The sequence below is a fragment of the Sphingobacterium nematocida genome, assembly GCF_900168125.1.
Lineage (GTDB): Bacteria > Bacteroidota > Bacteroidia > Sphingobacteriales > Sphingobacteriaceae > Sphingobacterium > Sphingobacterium nematocida.
Genome location: NZ_FUZF01000019.1, coordinates 70,293 through 89,371, shown reverse-complemented (window position 1 = coordinate 89,371; position 19,079 = coordinate 70,293). Strand labels below are relative to the sequence as shown.

General features: G+C 38.1%; 17 protein-coding genes. 5 read left to right on the top strand and 12 right to left on the bottom strand.

Features of this window, described 5'->3' with window-relative positions; translation table 11 throughout:
• Position 1: 1 nt before the first annotated feature.
• The 4 genes from B5X76_RS17735 to B5X76_RS17720 are packed head-to-tail and all read right to left on the bottom strand — an operon-like array spanning position 2 to position 3,252.
• Positions 2 to 970 carry a glycerophosphodiester phosphodiesterase family protein gene (locus tag B5X76_RS17735; protein WP_079645234.1) on the bottom strand — a complete coding sequence of 323 codons (969 nt, stop codon included), beginning with the start codon at positions 968 to 970 and terminating at the stop codon, positions 2 to 4.
• Positions 967 to 1,494 carry a shikimate kinase gene (locus B5X76_RS17730; protein ID WP_079645233.1) on the bottom strand — a complete coding sequence of 176 codons (528 nt, stop codon included), beginning with the start codon at positions 1,492 to 1,494 and terminating at the stop codon, positions 967 to 969. The genes B5X76_RS17735 and B5X76_RS17730 overlap by 4 nt, the downstream gene beginning before the upstream one ends.
• Positions 1,494 to 2,702: a BT_3928 family protein gene (locus tag B5X76_RS17725; protein WP_079645231.1), complete on the bottom strand. Its 1,209-nt coding sequence runs from the start codon at positions 2,700 to 2,702 to the stop codon at positions 1,494 to 1,496. The genes B5X76_RS17730 and B5X76_RS17725 overlap by 1 nt, the downstream gene beginning before the upstream one ends.
• Position 2,703: 1 nt before the next feature.
• A complete protein-coding gene (locus B5X76_RS17720) occupies positions 2,704 to 3,252 on the bottom strand; it encodes a DUF1599 domain-containing protein (RefSeq protein ID WP_079645229.1) in 549 nt (182 codons plus the stop codon).
• A 168-nt stretch (positions 3,253 to 3,420) separates the two neighbouring features.
• On the opposite strand from B5X76_RS17720, the gene B5X76_RS17715 reads away from it, so the two are divergent.
• From B5X76_RS17715 to cysM, 4 genes are read left to right on the top strand one after another with little or no spacing between them, the layout of a single operon-like run.
• Complete coding sequence (locus tag B5X76_RS17715; RefSeq protein ID WP_079645227.1) at positions 3,421 to 4,218, top strand: HipA family kinase; 798 nt, start codon at positions 3,421 to 3,423, stop codon at positions 4,216 to 4,218.
• Positions 4,196 to 4,579 carry a DUF3037 domain-containing protein gene (locus B5X76_RS17710; RefSeq protein ID WP_079645225.1) on the top strand — a complete coding sequence of 128 codons (384 nt, stop codon included), beginning with the start codon at positions 4,196 to 4,198 and terminating at the stop codon, positions 4,577 to 4,579. Before B5X76_RS17715 ends, B5X76_RS17710 begins: the two co-directional genes overlap by 23 nt.
• A gap of 31 nt (positions 4,580 to 4,610) precedes the next feature.
• Entirely contained in the window at positions 4,611 to 5,435 is an 825-nt protein-coding gene (locus B5X76_RS17705) for a serine O-acetyltransferase (RefSeq protein ID WP_079645222.1), read from the top strand.
• On the top strand, positions 5,435 to 6,307 hold the full coding sequence (gene cysM, locus B5X76_RS17700; protein WP_079645219.1) for a cysteine synthase CysM: 873 nt from the start codon (positions 5,435 to 5,437) through the stop codon (positions 6,305 to 6,307). Before B5X76_RS17705 ends, cysM begins: the two co-directional genes overlap by 1 nt.
• Before the next feature lie 63 nt (positions 6,308 to 6,370).
• Here the strand turns inward: cysM and B5X76_RS21780 are convergent, their stop codons facing one another.
• The 8 genes from B5X76_RS21780 to B5X76_RS17660 form a co-directional block, all read right to left on the bottom strand.
• A complete protein-coding gene (locus tag B5X76_RS21780; protein ID WP_139375376.1) occupies positions 6,371 to 7,180 on the bottom strand; it encodes an META domain-containing protein in 810 nt (269 codons plus the stop codon).
• 190 nt (positions 7,181 to 7,370) lie between these two features.
• Positions 7,371 to 8,552, bottom strand: a complete 1,182-nt coding sequence (locus tag B5X76_RS17690; protein WP_139375375.1) for a C1 family peptidase — start codon at positions 8,550 to 8,552, stop codon at positions 7,371 to 7,373.
• Between the two features lie 81 nt (positions 8,553 to 8,633).
• Positions 8,634 to 12,377, bottom strand: a complete 3,744-nt coding sequence (locus tag B5X76_RS17685; RefSeq protein WP_079645216.1) for an ATP-binding protein — start codon at positions 12,375 to 12,377, stop codon at positions 8,634 to 8,636.
• 141 nt (positions 12,378 to 12,518) lie between these two features.
• Entirely contained in the window at positions 12,519 to 14,453 is a 1,935-nt protein-coding gene (rpsA, locus tag B5X76_RS17680) for a 30S ribosomal protein S1 (protein ID WP_079645214.1), read from the bottom strand.
• A gap of 128 nt (positions 14,454 to 14,581) precedes the next feature.
• Positions 14,582 to 15,553, bottom strand: a complete 972-nt coding sequence (locus B5X76_RS17675; RefSeq protein ID WP_079645212.1) for a YihY/virulence factor BrkB family protein — start codon at positions 15,551 to 15,553, stop codon at positions 14,582 to 14,584.
• Between the two features lie 17 nt (positions 15,554 to 15,570).
• Positions 15,571 to 15,978, bottom strand: coding sequence for an acyl-CoA thioesterase (locus B5X76_RS17670; RefSeq protein WP_079645210.1), 408 nt, complete (start codon positions 15,976 to 15,978; stop codon positions 15,571 to 15,573).
• Positions 15,979 to 16,009: 31 nt separating this feature from the next.
• Positions 16,010 to 17,050, bottom strand: coding sequence for an endolytic transglycosylase MltG (mltG, locus tag B5X76_RS17665; RefSeq protein WP_079645208.1), 1,041 nt, complete (start codon positions 17,048 to 17,050; stop codon positions 16,010 to 16,012).
• A 2-nt stretch (positions 17,051 to 17,052) separates the two neighbouring features.
• A complete protein-coding gene (locus B5X76_RS17660) occupies positions 17,053 to 17,805 on the bottom strand; it encodes a PASTA domain-containing protein (RefSeq protein ID WP_079645206.1) in 753 nt (250 codons plus the stop codon).
• A 205-nt stretch (positions 17,806 to 18,010) separates the two neighbouring features.
• Here B5X76_RS17660 and B5X76_RS17655 point away from each other — a divergent pair, with 205 nt between their 5' ends.
• Positions 18,011 to 19,012 carry a D-alanine--D-alanine ligase family protein gene (locus B5X76_RS17655; protein ID WP_079645204.1) on the top strand — a complete coding sequence of 334 codons (1,002 nt, stop codon included), beginning with the start codon at positions 18,011 to 18,013 and terminating at the stop codon, positions 19,010 to 19,012.
• Positions 19,013 to 19,079 lie beyond the last annotated feature (67 nt).

Genomic DNA, 19,079 nt, shown 5'->3' with positions numbered 1-19,079 from the left:
TTTAATGGCGGATATAAGGGGAACTGATGTTTCGCTTTCGAATGTAGTAATCTAATGCTTTATGAGCTTCTAATGGACGATCAGTACTCAGAATATCAGCTCCATTTTCAATATACTCAGCGTAGGTTTGGTACCCCTTACTATCAGCTTGTCGATCTAGGTTACCAATAGTGCCTAATATGATTTTTATACCATGTTGATGTAAAAGCTGAACTAATTCCGGTTTCGGCTGGCGTATGCCAACAAAAGCGACAATTCTATTATCAGGAATCCCTTGACTTGCTAACCGGCTGAGATCCTCCATAGACTTTATACTGGTCGAAATCATCAGGTCAGGATTAATCCGATATAGAGCCTTAGCTTGCTTGGCATTATAAGTTATTACAATCGTATAGGGCTGTGCATTAGTTTTAGTAATGACACTCGACAATAATTTATAAGGAATATCGTTTTTTGCATCCAAGGTGAAGATTACTTTTCCGTTCCCCCAATTGAGGGCTTCTTCTAATGTGGGGATCTGGTAGGAGGTGACTTTTCCTTCAATGTCTTTAAGTTTCAGTTTTTTTAACTCAGAGAGGGTGAAGTCCACCACTTTTCCATTTCCGGTAGTCGTTCTGTCCAATGTCTCATCATGCATCAATACCAAGATAGAATCTTTTGAAAGCCTCACATCACATTCGATGATGCCTGGCATCTTATTCGCAATACGGGTAAAGGTCTCAATAGAATTTTCAGGATAATCTTTGCTGGGACCACCACGATGTGCACTGATCAGTGGATAGCTGTTTTCGCTATAGGTCAATAGTTGATAGAGGTCCTCTACAGTATTTAGCTCAAAAGTCTGATTTTTGAATAATTGTGTACTGCTTTCCCTAAGGGATGACTTTTGTGTACTGTCTGTATTGCGAAAACAACCACTAACTAATATTAGCAGCAGCGCTATAAAGGCATATTGAGCTTTACTTTTCATTGTGTAGCCTCTTTTTGATAATCGTTTATCAATCTTACGATCTCCTCAACAGGAGTGTGGAGCTGGTCAATTATTAACTGAGACTGTTCATAATAAGGGCTACGTTCTTTGAGTTTACCTTCAATGAATGCTAAAAGTTCATCTCCATTTAATCCCTTTAGTACAGGTCTTTTGTTTACATCTGATTTACTCAGTCTAGACCACAGAGACTTTGGTGTATGTTGGAAGTAGAGTGCAATGCCATTTTCTGTGATCCATTGCATATTGTCATAAAAGCAAGGTGTACCCCCTCCGGTAGAAATTATAGCATCCACTCCTTGCTGATTTCTTAGAAAAGTACGTTCCAGATCACGAAAACTATCTTCTCCAAACTTGTTGAAATATTCAGGAATACTCATGCCGATATAAGATGCTATTTCATGATCCAAATCGACGAACCGTCTTCCAGTTGCCGCAGCAATTTTTTTGCCGACAGTGGTCTTACCACTGCCCATAAATCCAACAATGAAGATTGGTGTTCTCATTATTGAGTTTTTAAGTAAGTATCTATTAACACCTCTTTACTAGGAAAGGCGTTTTTAGACCATTTTTTTACAACAATACCATTTTGTAAAAGCATCACACCAGGATTTGAGCGTACCATACTTTTAAGTGGGACGGCATCTGCATAGAAGGTTTCTAGCACAAGGTCTAGTTGATCATTAAGATAATTAACGTCATCCGATGAACTTGCAGTTAGTAACACTGCTCTAATATTATATTCGCTGGATAAATCACGAATAGTCTGGTTGATTTTATCTAAAGCCACTAAATCTGTCGGAGATAATTTTGTAACGTCCAAACTGGTCACTACAAAGTTGTAATACGGATTACCGACGATTTCTTTCGTAATTTCATTGCCTTCAGCATCGGATATGATCAAGTCTGGGATGGGTACTTGATAACCTTTCTTTAGTAGTCTTGATTCAGGCTCCCCAATAACTTCCCAGTTTTCATCCTCCCAGATTTTTTGGTCCATATATTCCTTATCCGTCATTTTCTTTTCCTCTCCCGTAGATTTGTTTTTTAAGGAATAGATATGTTCGTATTCATCTTGGGCAGCTCCTTCTGGTATTTCCATCAATTTAGGGATATTATTTCCTTCTTTGTAAGGCAAGAAGTCAATAAATGGTAGATAACTGATGGTGTAAATACCTATTCCAAAGGATAGGATAATGACAAAGAAACTCAATAAGTTATTCGTAAACGAACTAGCTATAAGAGGTGTTATTTTTTTTCTCTTTATAAATATGATCAATATGAACGCAAGCAATACTAGATCTTTTATAAAGGATTGCCAAGGCGTTAATGGGATAGCATCTCCAAAACATCCACAGGAGCTTACAACTTCAAAAAAGGCGGAGTAGAATGTTAAAAAAGTAAAGAATATAATCAGTAGTAACAATCCCCAAGCTACTTTGCGGCCAGCTATTCCCAGTACCAACAGAGCGCCTAAGATAATCTCAAAAGCGCAAATACCCACAGCAATCCATGTACTATAGTCATTCAGAAAATTGAGGTTAAAGACGTGGAAGTACTCTTGCAATTTATACCCAAATCCCATCGGGTCATTAGCTTTGATTAGTCCAGAGAATATAAATAGGAACCCAACGAACAATCTCGATATCCACAATAAGATATCAACTGAAGATTTGTCGTTTTTTAATGGTGCATAGTAAGAAGTATTAGACATTTTATTTGTTTTTAGCAGCAAAACCTAATTTTATTAATGCAAACACGGCATAGTTTAGCATGTCTTGATAGTTGGCTTTTAAACCCTCGGAGACAAGTGTTTGTCCATCGTTATCTTCGATTTGTTTGACACGATGCAGTTTCATAAGTATAAGATCTGTCATAGAAGAAATGCGCATCTCGCGCCAAGCCTCCCCATAATCATGGTTTTTTGCAAACATTAAGTCACGCGTTTCGTCCACCTTTTCCGTGTATTTTTGATCAACAAAAGCGGTTGGAAGATTTTCTTCACCATCTTCTCCCAGTTCCAATTGTAAAAGAGCCATTACGCAATAGTTGACAATCCCGATATATTCATCTGAAATGTCGTCGCCTACCATTGATACCTGTTTTATTTCTAAAGTACGTATACGTTTTGCTTTAATATAGAGCTGATCGGTAATGGATTGTAGGCGCATTATTCGCCAGGCAGTTCCATAGTCTTTTGTCTTTTTTATAAATAGATCTTTGCAATAGTGTATTACAGCATTGTACTCTGTGGTTGTATTCATATAATGTAATTCGTATTCCTTTTCGGTGAAAGACAAATATAGCTAGAAATCTGTTTGTTTGATAGTCACAAAACTGTATGATTTGCTTTTTTCTATCAATAGCTACAGTTTTTTAAGCTAGATTAGAGTTGTGAATTTTATTTTTATAGTAGATAAACGATAGAATAAATGAAGGCCAAAAAAATAGAAATAAGGGATGTGAATATTATCCGTTATATACAGCCCTTTCGAGAGGGGGGCTCTTTGCCAGGGTTGGTGGACGCGGATGATGGGTTTAGTTATGTGATTAAGTTCCGAGGTGCTGGTCAGGGTAAAAAGGCCCTGGTCGCGGAGCTGATCGGCGGAGAGCTGGCTCGGTTGTTAGGTCTTCGTATGCCTGAGATGGTTTTTGCTGAACTCGACGAATCATTTGCCCGTATGGAGCCCGATGAAGAGATCCAGGATCTATTGCGCTTCTCTGTCGGTAAAAATCTTGGTGTTCATTTTCTAAGTGGGGCAATTACTTTTGATGCTAATGTGGATGTCGTATCCGAAGAAGAAGCTTCTAAAATAGTTTGGTTGGATGCTTTGTTGATGAATGTGGACCGGACAGCGCGTAATACTAACATGTTGATATGGCATAAGGAATTGTGGTTGATTGATCATGGCGCATCCCTATATTTCCATCATTCATGGGACAATTGGGAGGAGCTTGTAGCCAAGCCTTTTGTGCAGATCAAAGATCATGTGTTGTTGAATAAAGCAAGCCAGGTCAGAACTATAGATCAACACTACCGTACTGTGTTTAATGAAGATAATATAGCCTCTGTTTTACAGGTAATTCCAGACGAGTGGTTGCAGGAGGAGGGACGAGGATTATCCGCAGATGAAGTGCGTAATGTATACTTGAAGTTTTTGATGGGTAGATTGAGTCAGTCCGATATATTTATAAATCAAATAGAGCATGAGCGAAAGAACGGTATATGAGTATGCAGTAGTGCGGGTAGTACCTCGTGTCGAGCGTGAAGAATTTGTTAATGTTGGAGTAGCGCTCTATTGCAGGCGACAGCGTTATGCGGATGTGAAATTGCATATCGATGAGGTAAAGTTGAGAGCACTGCATTCAGAAGTAGATATTGATATGATCCAGGAGCATTTAGAATCTTTCCGTCGTATTTGTATTGGGGATAAAGCGGCAGGGCGTATTGCCGGATTAGAACAAGCCGAACGTTTTCGATGGCTTACTGCCAATAGAAGTACATTAATTCAATGTTCAGTAACTCATCCGGGCATGTGTGTCTCTGCAGAAGAAACACACGGAGAATTGTTTGAGAAATTAATTCTATAATATTGGTAGTATTAATAGTATATTTGAATTGATGGAGGATAATTATTTAGCAGAATTTTATCAACAATTGTATTTAAAACAATTGGAGGTTCAGGATATGCCTTCTAATGGACGTATTTCCAATTGGGCCAAGAATGTATTGGATCTGTTGTATCCTGAGCGTAATTCCAAAAGCTTTGGGAGTCTAGAAGAGTTGCAACTTGCCTTCGGGCAGGCTGAAATCGAATTGTTTGAGCTTTTACTTAAAACAAAGGCCTGCGCTCATTGTGATAATAAAATAATCGCCAGACATTTTTTTGAAGATCTACCGGGTATTTATGAGTTGATGAATACAGATGCTCAAGCCATATTGAATGGAGACCCTGCAGCACAAAGCCTACGAGAGGTAATTCGTACTTACCCAGGGTTCATGGCTATCAGTATGTACCGCATAGCTAATCAACTCTTAAAATACGGGGTACCGCTGATTCCTAGAATTCTGACAGAGTATGCACATTCCAAGACAGGTATTGACATTCACCCGGGAGCTCAGATTGGTCCTTACCTCTATATTGATCATGGGACAGGTTTGGTAATTGGTGAAACCTGTATTATAGGGAGTCACGTTAAGCTTTATCAAGGGGTTACTTTAGGGGCCCTTAGTGTCGAAAAGTCCTTGGCAAATGTACAGCGTCACCCAATTATTGAAGATTATGTGATTATTTACGCCGGTGCTACCATACTTGGGGGAGACACTAGGGTTGGGCATCATTCGATAATTGGCGGAAATGTCTGGTTAACCAATAGTATAGAACCCTATACGACTGTATATCATCAGTCGAACTCGAAGTTTATAGAAACGAAACCAGCTTTATAATGGGAAATATAATTGATACTATAGGTAATACTCCTTTGGTTGAAATCACGCGATTTCATAATAATCCTGAAGTGAAGATTTATGTGAAATTGGAAGGGAATAATCCTGCTGGGTCTGTTAAAGATAGACCCGCGTTGAATATGATTCGCTCAGCTATGGAGCGTGGAGAAATCAAACAAGGAGATCGATTGATCGAAGCGACGAGCGGTAATACTGGGATTGCATTGGCAATGATTGCAAGCATGTATGGACTGGATTTAGAATTGGTAATGCCGTCTACTTCAACTAGAGAGCGTACACTTACGATGGAAGCGTTTGGTGCTCGTGTCACACTATTGGAGTCGATGGAGATATGTCGTGATTATGCTGAAGAAAAGGCGGCTAAAGAAGGTGTTTTTATTCTAAATCAATTTGCTAATCCAGATAATTATTTGGCTCATGTTAAGACCACGGGGCCCGAAATTTGGCGTGACACAAATGGACAGATCACGCATTTTGTGAGTGCAATGGGGACTACAGGTACTATTATGGGGACATCTATGTATTTAAAGGAGATGAATCCGGAAATACAGATTATAGGATGTCAACCGACAGAAACTTCTTCTATACCAGGTATAAGACGTTGGCCTGCCGCCTATCTGCCTAAGATTTTTGATCCTAGTCGCGTTGATCGTGTAATCGATATTGATGAAAAGGATGCAATAAGAAGATCTAGAGAGCTGGCTCGATTGGAAGGTGTATTTGCTGGGATGAGCAGCGGAGGAGCGCTGGAGGCTGCTCTGCAGGTTGCAAATGGGTTACAACGTGGTGTCGTTGTTTTTGTTGCCTGTGATCGTGGAGATCGTTACCTCAGTTCAACCTTATTTGGTTAAGCCTTTATAAAAAAAGCCTGTATCAAAGTGATTTTGATACAGGCCTCTTCGATGTTCTAATTTTTATTTCTTCTTAAAATGCATGACGACAATGTCATCACTGATGAATGTAAGACCATTGTCATCAATTGCATATCGCGTTACTTTCTCCATATTCTTCATGAATACAGACTCTCCGTTACCAGGACAAAACTTTCTTGTACTTCCTAAGGCTCCAAATTGGATACGATTACCTTCACCGCTGGTGTAGGAACCAAAAAAGTTGTTGCAGCTGTTATTGCCGTTTACTTTGTTTTCTGCGGGTTCAAAGGTTATGGTAGGTTTTCCTTCGGGATATAATGCTTGAAAAGTCTCGCCTGTGTTTAGCACATAGTCCAATTCCCAAGTTCCTTTCAGCGAAGCCTTTTTATCTATTGTTTGGCTAACAGTCATTTTTGCTAGTGCAGTTTTTCCTTGATTTAAAATCAACATGCCCTCTTTTAGTTCAAAATTATCTACTTTTCCAACCATTTGTCCTATTCCTTGTTCTATGCTCATGTCTGGACAGGCCATCATTGTTGACATACCTTGAGAAAACTTGATTTTATTCGATTTCACTTCAAAAGTACCACCGATTCCATTACAACCGCCACTAGCGTTATATCTATTCTGTTCTTTATCAAAGGACATAAAAGGTTCTTTACCATTTACCTTGTCTGGCACAGGCTTACCATTTAGCTCTGTTAGTTTCCAGGTTGTATTATATAGGCCTGCAGTCATGTCAGGTTTTTCTTTTGATCCGGTTTTGGATAGACCACAGCTACTGATTCCTAAAGAAATGATGGCCATAAAAACAAAAATGTTGTTTTTTAGAGTAATAAATGATAATCTCATATGTATGCTTGTATTTATATGTTTTAATGTACTTTACTATCACAACGAGGCGCGTATACAAAGCGCTACAGGTAGGATCTTTTGTTATACGGAGAAAACAGAATTTGTAGCGAATTGTTTTAGCCGTCGTAAATAATTAAAAAAGCCTACTAATGTTGATTAGTAGGCTTTTCACAAAAATATATGGGTACTATATTCCTAACTTTGATTTAATTTCTTTTTGAATACCATTTTTATGCAGTAAGATAGAGATGGTTTTGAATTTCACATACTCTTTTGTTACATATAGATATCCTTTGTAATCATTGGATTCGCCCCAAGAGTTTTTCACGATATAATATTCTTTACCGTTTTGGTCTTTTACCAAACCTACGATGTGCATTCCGTGATCATCTGTAGTCGAATAATCATCAAAAGCTTCTTGACGTTGATCTTCAGTTGTTTTTGCTTCTGTTTTAGGTCCATTAAACAAGTCTGCTAGCTCTTCTTTGTTCATTTTGTCCTTGTCTTTTTCTGGAACAAAAGCTACACCGTTTTTCCAGCTGAAATATTTTTCTGAAACATCACTGGCCCACGCTACCGTATAGCCGTTCTGAAGTGCATTGTCTATGATACTCGTCAAGTCATTCATTTGCACATTATAAAAGCTTTCGAACGACCAGTTATCCTGGATCAAAAGTACAAATGGTTTGTAGTAGGTATGCTCTTTGAAAGAACTGATACCGACATAATCATCAGGATTGATACCGACGACTTGATCAGCCCATGTACGAGGTGTGTACGCTTTACCATTGTATTGGAAAGATTGAGGAGGTGCACCTAGGTACGAATCCATTACTCCCGTTATCGCTTTTTGCCAAGCTGGAGTTGGTTTTTTGCTCTTTACAATGTTTTCGTTCATGCCTTGGATAAGTGTAGACATTTCTGAAAAATTATTGCGTGTCTGACCGTCTCTTAATCCCGTATATACTTCGCGCGGTACAGCACCATATTTACGGAAGATAGTCAATACATCATGTAATTGTCCTCCTTCACCTTGAGCTTGATCACCATGTAGTTTTACAAAAGTCTTTGCTTTTTCTAGGTATGTATAATATGCCGTGTATATCTGAGAAATTTCAACAGGTTTTTTTCCCATACGAATCATTTCAGACTCTAAGAAGGAGTTACCTGAATAAGACCAGCAAGTACCTGAAGAACCTTGATCTTTGATTGACGTATTTCCTAAATTAATCACTTGGGTAAAGACAAATCCGTCTTTACTTTTGTCACTTACATTATTTTTAAGGGCATTGATTAGGTTATCTTGTGCAAATGTATGCGTAGTAGCAAACATCGCAGCGGCGATAAATAGAGATTTTCTCCAATTCATATTATTGATATATTAATTTGATGCTAATATAGAGGTTTATTAGGTCTGATAAAAAACTTACCTTGTAAAAATATTATGATGCTAGATAGGGTCTTTGTATAGTGGTATTTCCATTACGAAGGAGGTCCCCACATTTAGCTTGGTCTGAAAGGTTATTTTTCCTCCCATACCATCGATCGTTTGTTTTACAAAAGCTAACCCCAAACCTGTACCGGAACTTTTCGTTGTGAAGTTTGGTCTGAATATATTGGGGATCACTTCTTCTGCAATTCCATCTCCGTTGTCGTTTACAATGATTTGTACCCAATCCTCATTTAATAGATGTGCATGTATGTTTATCTTATGTTTTCTGCGTCTTGAAGTTGCCTCAATGGCATTTTTCAATAGGTTGTTAAAAGAACGCAAGAGTTGATCCCTATCTCCCAAAACGATGATGCGGTGCATATTTGTGTGGTTTTCGAATACAATTGCAGTGTTTTGGTTGTTATTGTAGACGTCTATTGACTTGTTTATTTTAGCAATCAAATCAATGGGAGCGAGATTAGTATCTGGTAATTTAGCAAAGGCTGAAAATTCAGATGCAATGTGCGACAAAGCATCAATCTGCTGTATGAATGAGGTTGATACTTTCTGAAACCGTTCTTGTAATCTGGGGTCGTTCTCATAAAAGGAACGACTGAGTTGTTGTATCCCCAATTTCATTGGAGTTAATGGGTTTTTAATCTCATGTGCCACCTGTTTGGCCATTTCCCTCCAAGCACTTTCTCGTTCAGCATTACGAAGTTGCTTCGCATTTTCTTCCAGTTTTACCAACATGAAATTATATTCTTTGACCAGTACACCTATTTCATCGTTTTTCTCCCAATAGAGTGGCTCATTCTGTTTCCCCCCCAGATTGGTCTGTGATAATTTCTTGCGGATGATCTGTAGAGGTTCGGTAATCTTATTCGATATATAGACCGATAAGAAAACAAATACGATCAGAATGACGGTGTAAACATTCAATATCGTGTTGAGCAGAATTCCTCGGCTTTCCGAAGCGTTAGCATTCGAATCAAAGTAGGGGACACCTAAATAGGCTATGGTATGGTAGTTTGAGTTTCGGATGGTTGCGTAGGAGGACACATAGCTGAAATCTGCTATCGATTCACTATTCTGTGTTTCTGTTTTCTTTAACACATTGAGCGTAATGAACGCATCAGGATTTATATATTCTGATAATAGTTTCTGATCGTATATTTTAGGTTGGGTTGTGAAGAATAATTTTCCATTTTTGTCATACAGATTGAAATCAGAAATTAACAGATCAGATAGAGAAGTCATTAGAGATTTTAAATCTGTAGTAGCATCACCAACAGTGTCTATCAATGCGCGTGTCTCTAGTTTAGTTACCAACTCCGAAATATAATTAAGACGCTGTTCTTCTGTGCTTTTTTTTGATTGATAACTGATACTGAAGAATGTGATGAGTCCAGAAATTACGATTGCAACCAATACAGAAGAGATTACCAATGTCTGTATTCGCGTACTGTATCGTATACGGGATAGTATGATGCGTATTTGATAGCTGATATTACGTAGTTTGAAGTCGTGACGCGCATACTTAGGGATGATAACGAGAACAAAATTCGATATTAACAGCGCTAAATAGAGCGTTAAAAACGCCAAAGACGCCACAGCTATGTATTGCCAATACGATTGATGTTGCTTACTGACAATTATGGTTGTTTCTCTATTGGGCTTATAAATGATATGGTAAAAACCGTTATTGTCATCTAGGTATACAAATTCTTGGGTGGTCTTGGGGTAGTTGTTGTCTGAATTTGGGTAAGTGTATTTCCCGTTCTGCGTGACCAGATTCCCATTTTTGTACAATGCAAAGCTATCTTTTATCACTCTTTGTGGGCTGTTTCCTTCAACTGATTGGGATTCTATGAGAACAGGAAATGGGAAATTTGGATTAAAGGCCTTGCTTTTAAGGTCTAGTATGAGAGATATACTTTGCTCATTAGCAAGCGGAATCGAAACTATGCAGAAATACTCATAGGTGCCGATTTCAGTCTGTGCTTTATAAAATAAATTCGTTTCGTTGACCTTGATAGATTTATTAATAACTTTTTCTCTATACTCTTCTATTTTATTGCCCGAGTATTTACCTAGAGGTGTTTCGTTGTAGTAATAGTAACCTCTAAATTCATATTTAGATAAATAGCCGTCTAGGTATTTCTGTTTTAGATATTCGTTGATCACCTTGGTGTCCGTATTTGGCAAGGATATTTCGATTAAATGTTTGAGTTGTTGATCGTTTAGTAAGCTGTTTTCTATTTCTGAAAAGCGGGATATGGCTTCAACATCATCATCCGACTCTAAAGTCATCAACGTTACTTTCATCTGTTCTTGTTGTGTCTCTTTAACGGCCTCTGCGTACTTGATGGTAGATATCAGTGCAAGAGTGACGAGAGATACAACATGTGTAGATAGGTTATTATCTTTGAACATTGCATAGTCGAAAGAACGAATCATTATAAGCAGACCTACGAGGACATTGAAGAGACTGAAATCTTGAGTAATAGCCGCCAAAACTAGAAACTGAACGATAGTTACTAGTTGTATATTTAGATTTAAGGTTACTTTTTTGCAAACCGCTTTTCCAAATGCAAGTACGAGATCTGTTAGGTAAATGAGGGAAAGGATACTCAAGCAATAGATCAGGACATGGAATATCGTTTGCGGATTAAGATAGAATACCTGCACAAAATCTTTATTCATTATTGGGGAATGGGTAATCAAGGTCGTCACTTGGTCGAAACTCCAAAAAAATGATAGATAAAGTGCGGATAGTAGTATATAGTAAACGAATGCTCCCCAGTTGGTGTGGATTAATCGCGATGGTATCTGACATTGTTTTTTAATGTTTTTGATAAAGCAGATGATCCAGAATATAGCAATGTTGTTAATTAAGAATGACCATAAATTTGGCGAAAGGTAGCTGTAAGCATAATATCTAGGGTCGAATATGTCTAAACTAGAATATTGGGTAAACCAGTTGGTCTCAATGTCTATGATCCGGACTAAGAAGAAGGTGAGGGAAAGAATAATGACAGATAATAATGGACGTCCTCGACGCGCTAAATTCAAGCAGGCACCATTTACCCATAGTACGAAACATAAGGTTCCTAAAATCCAACATATCAGCTGTATTTTAAGGAAGATACTGTTGTGTTTTCCTTCTTTAAGTTTGACTGAGAAAAGGAACGTATTGTCTTTAGCGTATATATTTCTTATGTTTTCAGAATCGCCAAAATTGGCTAGACGAAGATTGTCTGTGTTTAGAAAACTAAAAAATTGCGTTGTCTTGAAGTATCCACTGGATGCATTGAAACTCCTTTCGATCGGAATCAGGGCAAGAATACTGATTTCATCTGTTATTTTTTTGCGTTTGACCACAAAGGAAAAGTTGTCCGGTTTGATGAACGTGACATCGTTTTTTAACCCAGCTTCAGTCTCTGGAACGTACATGTTTGAGCTCCAGAAAATAGGTTTTTTGTTTTTGTATAGATATAGGTATATAAAGTACTCTTCGTAGCGTTGGGATATTTCTTTTATCTGCAGGGGATACCGATCACTATTTATGAATGTTTTTAGGTATAACGAGTCGGTGAATATATTATCAATTAATGCCTCTCTCTTTCGAAGATTTTCTGTAAGGTATTTGGTGTCTAAATCCAATATGTCTGTTTCCGATATGGATTTTCGAATAGAAAAAGCTGTTGCTATAAATAATAGCGTTAACACCAATAACAGAATTCGAAGGTTATTCTTCATTACAAGAGTAAATTTACAGACACAAAACCGTAGGCTACGTCGCTTTAGGTTACGGAGTTTAAAATTAACGTATTAAAGGCTAGTATACAAATAAAAAAGGCCCCATCGTATGATGGGGCCTTTATATAAATCTAATAGTTATTATTTAGATTTTTTTTCGTCACCTTCCATTTGCTCTTTTAATTGAGCTAATACGTCTAGGTCACCTAAAGTAGATTTCTCAACAGAATCTTTTACTTTTTTAACAGCAGTTGATGCAGCTTTAGCATCTTTTTTACGGCTGTTAGATTCTTCTTTGCGAACTTCTTCTTTAGCATCTTCCCAGATACGAGAGTGAGAAATTACTAAACGTTTGTTCTCTTTATTGAATTCAATAATTTTGAACTCAGTAACGTCATCAACTTTCAATGAAGCACCGTCTTCTTTTACAGAGTGTTTAGATGGACAGAATCCTTCAACACCGTATTGTAAAGCTACGATATCTCCTTTTTCACCTACTTTGATAACAGTTCCTTCGTGAATTGAACCTTCAGTAAAGATTGTTTCAAAAGTATCCCAAGGATTTTCTTCTAATTGTTTGTGACCTAAAGATAACTTACGGTTTTCTTCATCTAATTCTAATACAACTACGTCTAATGTCTCACCAACTTTAGTGAATTCGTTAGGGTGGTTGATTTTCTTAGACCAAGAAAGATCAGAGATATGGATTAAACCATCGATACCATCTTCTAATTCAACAAATACACCGAAGTTAGTCATGTTTTTAACAACAGCTTTTTGTTTAGAACCTACTGGGTAACGCTCTGTGATGTTTTGCCAAGGATCTGGAGTCAATTGTTTGATACCAAGGCTCATTTTACGATCTTCACGATCTAACGTTAAGATTTGAGCTTCGATTTCATCACCTACTTTTAAGAACTCTTGTGGAGAGCGTAGGTTTTGAGACCATGACATTTCAGATACGTGGATTAAACCTTCTACTCCTGGGATGATTTCTAAGAAAGCACCGTAATCAGCAACAGTAACGATTTTACCTTTTACTTTAGAACCAATTTCTAACGCTGTATCTAAAGATTCCCAAGGGTGTTGAGAAAGTTGTTTTAAACCTAGAGCGATACGTTTTTTCTCGTCGTCAAAGTCTAATACAACAACGTTGATAGTCTGGTCTAATGCCAATACCTCTCTTGGATGCTCGATACGTCCCCAAGAGATATCTGTAATGTGAAGTAAACCATCTACACCACCTAAGTCGATGAATACACCGAAGTCAGTGATGTTTTTAACAGTACCTTCTAATACTTGACCTTTTTCTAATTTAGCAACGATCTCTGATTTTTGGTTTTCCAAATCGTCTTCGATCAATACTTTATGAGAAACTACTACGTTTTTGAATTCGTGGTTGATTTTTACAACTTTGAATTCCATAGTTTTTCCTACGTATACATCGTAGTCACGGATAGGCTTGATGTCAATTTGAGATCCAGGTAAGAATGCTTCTACACCTTTGATGTCAACGATCAAACCACCTTTAGTACGTGATTTAACGAAACCGTCAATGATTGCATCGTTTTCTAATGCCTCGTTGATAGCTTCCCACGATTTTTGAGTTTTTGCACGCTTACGTGACAATACCAACTGACCATTTGCATCCTCTTGAGATTCAACAAATACATCAACAGTATCCCCGATTTTCAAATCAGGAAGATCACGAAACTCAGTTTTTGCTACAAGACCATCTGATTTGAAACCAACATTCAAAACAACGTCTTTGTTGTTGATAGATACCACGACGCCTTCAATGATTTCGCCTTGGTTGATTTGATTGAAAGTTCCAGCGTACTGCTCTTCCAATTTTGTACGTTCAGCTTCGCTGTAGTTACCGAAAGCTTTCTCGTCAGCATCCCAATCAAAGTCTCCAGCAGGAGTGATCCACGTGTTTGATTTGATTTCGTCGATTAAGTTTGAATCAGCTTCAGACTCAATTTGTTCAGTGTCTTTCACTACTTTAGTGTCAGCACCTTGTAGCTCTGCGTTTTTCGCCGCTAACTCTTTTTCTGCTTCTTGTTTTTTTGCCATTAATTAATTATCTCCTTTTTCCTACATTGTAGGAAGTGCAAAGATACGAAAAACTTTTATTTACAATATTTTAAGTGAAAAAAAATGTCTTCCACTTCTTATTCTTTTGAAATTATGTGATTCAGGAATTAATTTGAAGAAGATTTGAATGAATTGTAAACCTTTGGTTTGACAATTTTAATACTCTGCTTGGACAGGGTGATACTTGCATTGAGCTCAAAACCGATTAGAAGTATCAAAGAGTTTAAATACATCCAAATCATAATCACAATAATGGTTCCAATGGAGCCATAGAGCTTATTGTAAGCATTGAAGTTGTCGATATAGAATACGAATCCTGAAAACGTAAGAATGGCTAGTATGGTAGCTAATGTGGCTCCTGGGCTGAAAAGCTTCCATCTTTTAGATACAGATGGGCCAAATTTATAAAGTAGACTTACAGTGATAAAATAAATAGCGAAAAGAATCAACCATCGCGCAGCCTTAATAATGAACGTCCAAAGCCAAGATATGTCGTAAGCGATATGGTTTTTTAAGTAGCTGATAACCATCCCTGCTCCTGTAAAGACAGCTATCCCCACTGTTAGTGCTAAGACGATTGCAATAGATAAACCTAATGCAATAAGTCTACGTTGTCCCCAACTTCTGTTTTCTCGAGTCAAGGACGATTTATTAAATGCCATCATGAGATTTGTAACACCGTTGGTGGAAAAAAATGTGGCAAGAAGAAAACCAAATGACAATAGGCCGCCATTTTGATTTTTAATAATATCTTCCAACGTAGATTCAATGGCCACGAAAGCCTCTAGCGGAATCACAATCGCCAAAAAGTCCATAAGTCCTTGTTGAAAATTATCAATAGGAATGTAGGGTATTAGCGTAAATAGGAAGATAATTCCTGGAAACATAGCTAGCATAAAGTTGTATGCCAGTGATGAAGCCTTATTCAAGATAGCTTCTCGCTTGATTTCCTGAAAAAAGAATGTCGCTACAGTAAATAGTGGAAGGTTGCTGAATCCGGGCAGTACAGCTGTCTTAGTCCACTCGATAAAATTATCGTAGGGTTTTAATAGGAGTAGACTGTTGTGTAGCTTTTTCATCCGGACAAAATCTTTCTTTACGAAAAGTAGGCTGCCATTTTTTTCATAAATACTTCAGGTGGACGGCACGGCCTGTTTTTTTTCATGTCCACAAACACAAGTTGTGTCGTACCTGTGTTTAGTAAGGTTCCGGCTTCATTGAAAATCTCATATTCAAATGTGATTCTGATACTCGGTCGCTCTCGTATGGTTGTTTTTATCGTGATTAGTTCATCATACTTAGCCGGTTGTAGATACTTGGTGTGCATCTCGAGGACTGGCATCATTACTCCCATTTCTTCCAGTTCTTTGTAAGACATACCTGTCTGACGTAACATTTCGGTACGTGCTACCTCATAAAATGCGGCGTAGTTGCCGTAGTAAACATACCCCATTTGGTCTGTTTCCGCATATCTTACCCGTAGTTGGTGTTCGTATATAAACATGTTTTAGATGTGAGATAGATAGATCTTTCGTCTACTTTTTAATATTCCGTTCGTCCAGTGCTTTTTGAAACTTACGTGCGTTGACTAGGTGCTCCACTTCATTCGTCGCGAATGCATGGTATCCCGAAAAATCCTCTTTGGCACACATGTATATGTAGTCATGCTCTGCAGGATTTAATACGGCATCAATTGCTACGACAGGGGCCATAGTGATTGGGCCCGGAGGCAATCCCTTATAACGGTAGGTGTTGTAAGGATTGTCTATGGTAAGATGTCTATTTAGTACCCTTCGGATTGTAAAATCATTGTTGGCAAAAATAACAGTAGGGTCTGCCTGTAGTAGCATGCCTTTTTTTAGCCTATTGAGATATAGTTCAGCGATTTGTGGCATCTCATCATTGTGTAAAGCTTCGCCTCGTACAATTGAAGCTAAAATAGACACTTCAATAGGGGTAAGATTTTGCTTTTTAGCTTTTTCTTTTCTTTCATCTGTCCAGAACTTTTTATATTCTTCGTTAAGACGTTCGATTACTTTGTCTGGTGATGTATTCCAATAGATGTTATATGTATTTGGAATGAACATGCTGAAGAAATTATCAGCGGTAAAACCGTATTTTTCAGCCACAGCCTCGTTGTTCAATATGGCACTAAATTGTGCAGAGTCCGCTTCAAAGTTTTTGCCCAATAATCCCGCTAGATTTTCTTTGAGTCTTATGTTCGCAAAGCGCAGTTTGACAGCATCTTGAAAACCTCCTCTCAGGTTTCCGATTAATTCGCGGTTGCCCATGCCAGGAGTTAGTTTGTATCGACCTGCTTTTACACTCTCCGGGTATTTCATTGCTTTGGCAGCATAGTCGAAAGATTCGGGGTTGTTAACAATTTTTTCCTGTTTTATACGATGTAATACATTTTCGTAAGTATCATTCGTGTGTACATAAAGGTATTTCTGAGCGTCAGTCACCGAAGAGCCCCAAAAAATCTGATACGCTTTCCAGCCTATAAAAGCACCGACAACTAATACTACAATAATAACTCCCTTTAACCAATTCGGGAAAATTCTTTTTGCTGCCATATTTATTCGTTAGATAATGTCAAATTGATAGGTGTACCGATACTGATAAATCGCGATGTAGAATCTGGTGTTTGCGCGATAACTCTTGCAGACGTGGAATCTGTAATATTTCCAGATATGACACCAATGTGTAGTCCTAGTCCTTGCAATGCGAACTTTGCCTCGGATAATGTCAGGTTGATGAGCCGCGGTACTTCCACTTCGTTTGCTCCTTTACCATTTCCGAGTACCAATGTTATAGAAGATCCTTTGGATATCATTCGTCCGGCTTTTACTTTTTGACCACCAAATTGGATATCTAATACGACATCACGGGCTATATCGTTGACGTAGATCGTGTCACCGATTTTAAGATTATGGTTCTTTAATATTGCGGATGCTTCGATATAGTTTCTCTCGATAATATCAGGCAACGCAATCTCTGGTGCTACTTGTGTGATGATAGTGAGGTAGATTGTTCTTCCTCCTTTTACCAACGCAGAAGCCTCTGGGTCTTGTTCAATTACTAAGCCTGGTTTGGCGTCCATTTGGTATACGGAGTCTATTTTGTATTCTAAGCCAGCTTTATCAAGAATCTGTTTCGCTTCGGATATGGTTAATCCTTTTAAAACAGGGACTTCTTGAGCATCCCCGTGTTTGGTGTAGAATTTTAAGCCGAAGTACACGAATAGGAATAAAACGAAAAGTGTGATCAAAGCGTAAATCAGATTTTTTCTGAACACATCAGTTCGTAGATAGAGCAATAGTTTGGACATGAAATGAAATTTTTATTAATCCTATATGATTCTACTAAAACGCAGAATCCTTTTTAACATTGTAGTTTTACGAAGCAAAAATATTTGTATTTTCTGGGTATCACAAATTATATTTCTTGTAAAACAAAAAGCCAGAATGTTTTTCCAATATGCATTCGTGAATGCTAAGCATTTTAATTAGGTTTGTGACGGACAAACTAAATATATGAAAACAAAAGTAGCATTAATTACTGGTGGATTTACAGGGGAGGCCGAAGTATCTTACAAAAGCTCGGCTTTCGTGTATGGTCAATTGGATAAAAATAAATACGAGGTATATATCATAGACATTACCAGCGATGGTTGGTACGCTACAGTGGGGGAGGGCCGCAAAGTTGAAGTCGATAAAAGTGATTTTTCTATACAGTTAGATCAAGATAAATTGTGTTTTGATGTGGCGTTGATCATTTTACATGGTACACCAGGAGAAGATGGGCGTCTACAAGGGTATTTTGACATGATTGGGCTACCGTATACATCCTGTGGGGCACTCACCTCAGCACTGACGATGAATAAAGGGTATACCAAATCTATTTTGGCCGATATTCCAGAGATTAATGTTGCCAAGTCGGTACTCCTATTTGATAGCCATCGGATGGATGCAGTTCGTCTCGTCGAAGAAAAACTGTTGTTACCTTATTTCGTGAAACCTAACGCGGGTGGATCAAGTATCGGTATGACAAAGGTAAAAGAAGCATCGCAGTTGCAGGAAGCTTTGGATAAGGCTTATGATGCCGAAAATACAGGAAAGCAGGTGCTTGTAGAAGAATTTGTTCAAGGGAGGGAGTTTTCGCAAGGTATCTTTAGAAATGCGAAAGGCGAACTAATCGTATTGCCAGCTACCGAAGTACGTACTACACGCGAATTTTTTGATTTTGAGGCCAAATATATACCTGGACTGACGGAAGAGATTACTCCAGCAGATCTAACTGTGGAGCAACAGGAACGTGCTGCTCGTATCATTAAAGATATTTATGTGCGATTGGACTGCAAGGGGATGGTTCGTGTAGATTTCTTCTTAGAAAATACGACAGATAAGTTTTACTTTATTGAAATCAATACCATACCAGGACAGACGGCTCAGAGTTTTATCCCACAGCAAGTAAGAGCGTACGGTATGAAAGAGTCTGATTTTTATGCAGAGCTGATTGAAGCAGCTATAAAATAGACTGAATCTTATTAATACCTTGCACCCTTGCTTTTAGAATACGCTGAAAGCAGGGGTGTTTGTTTTT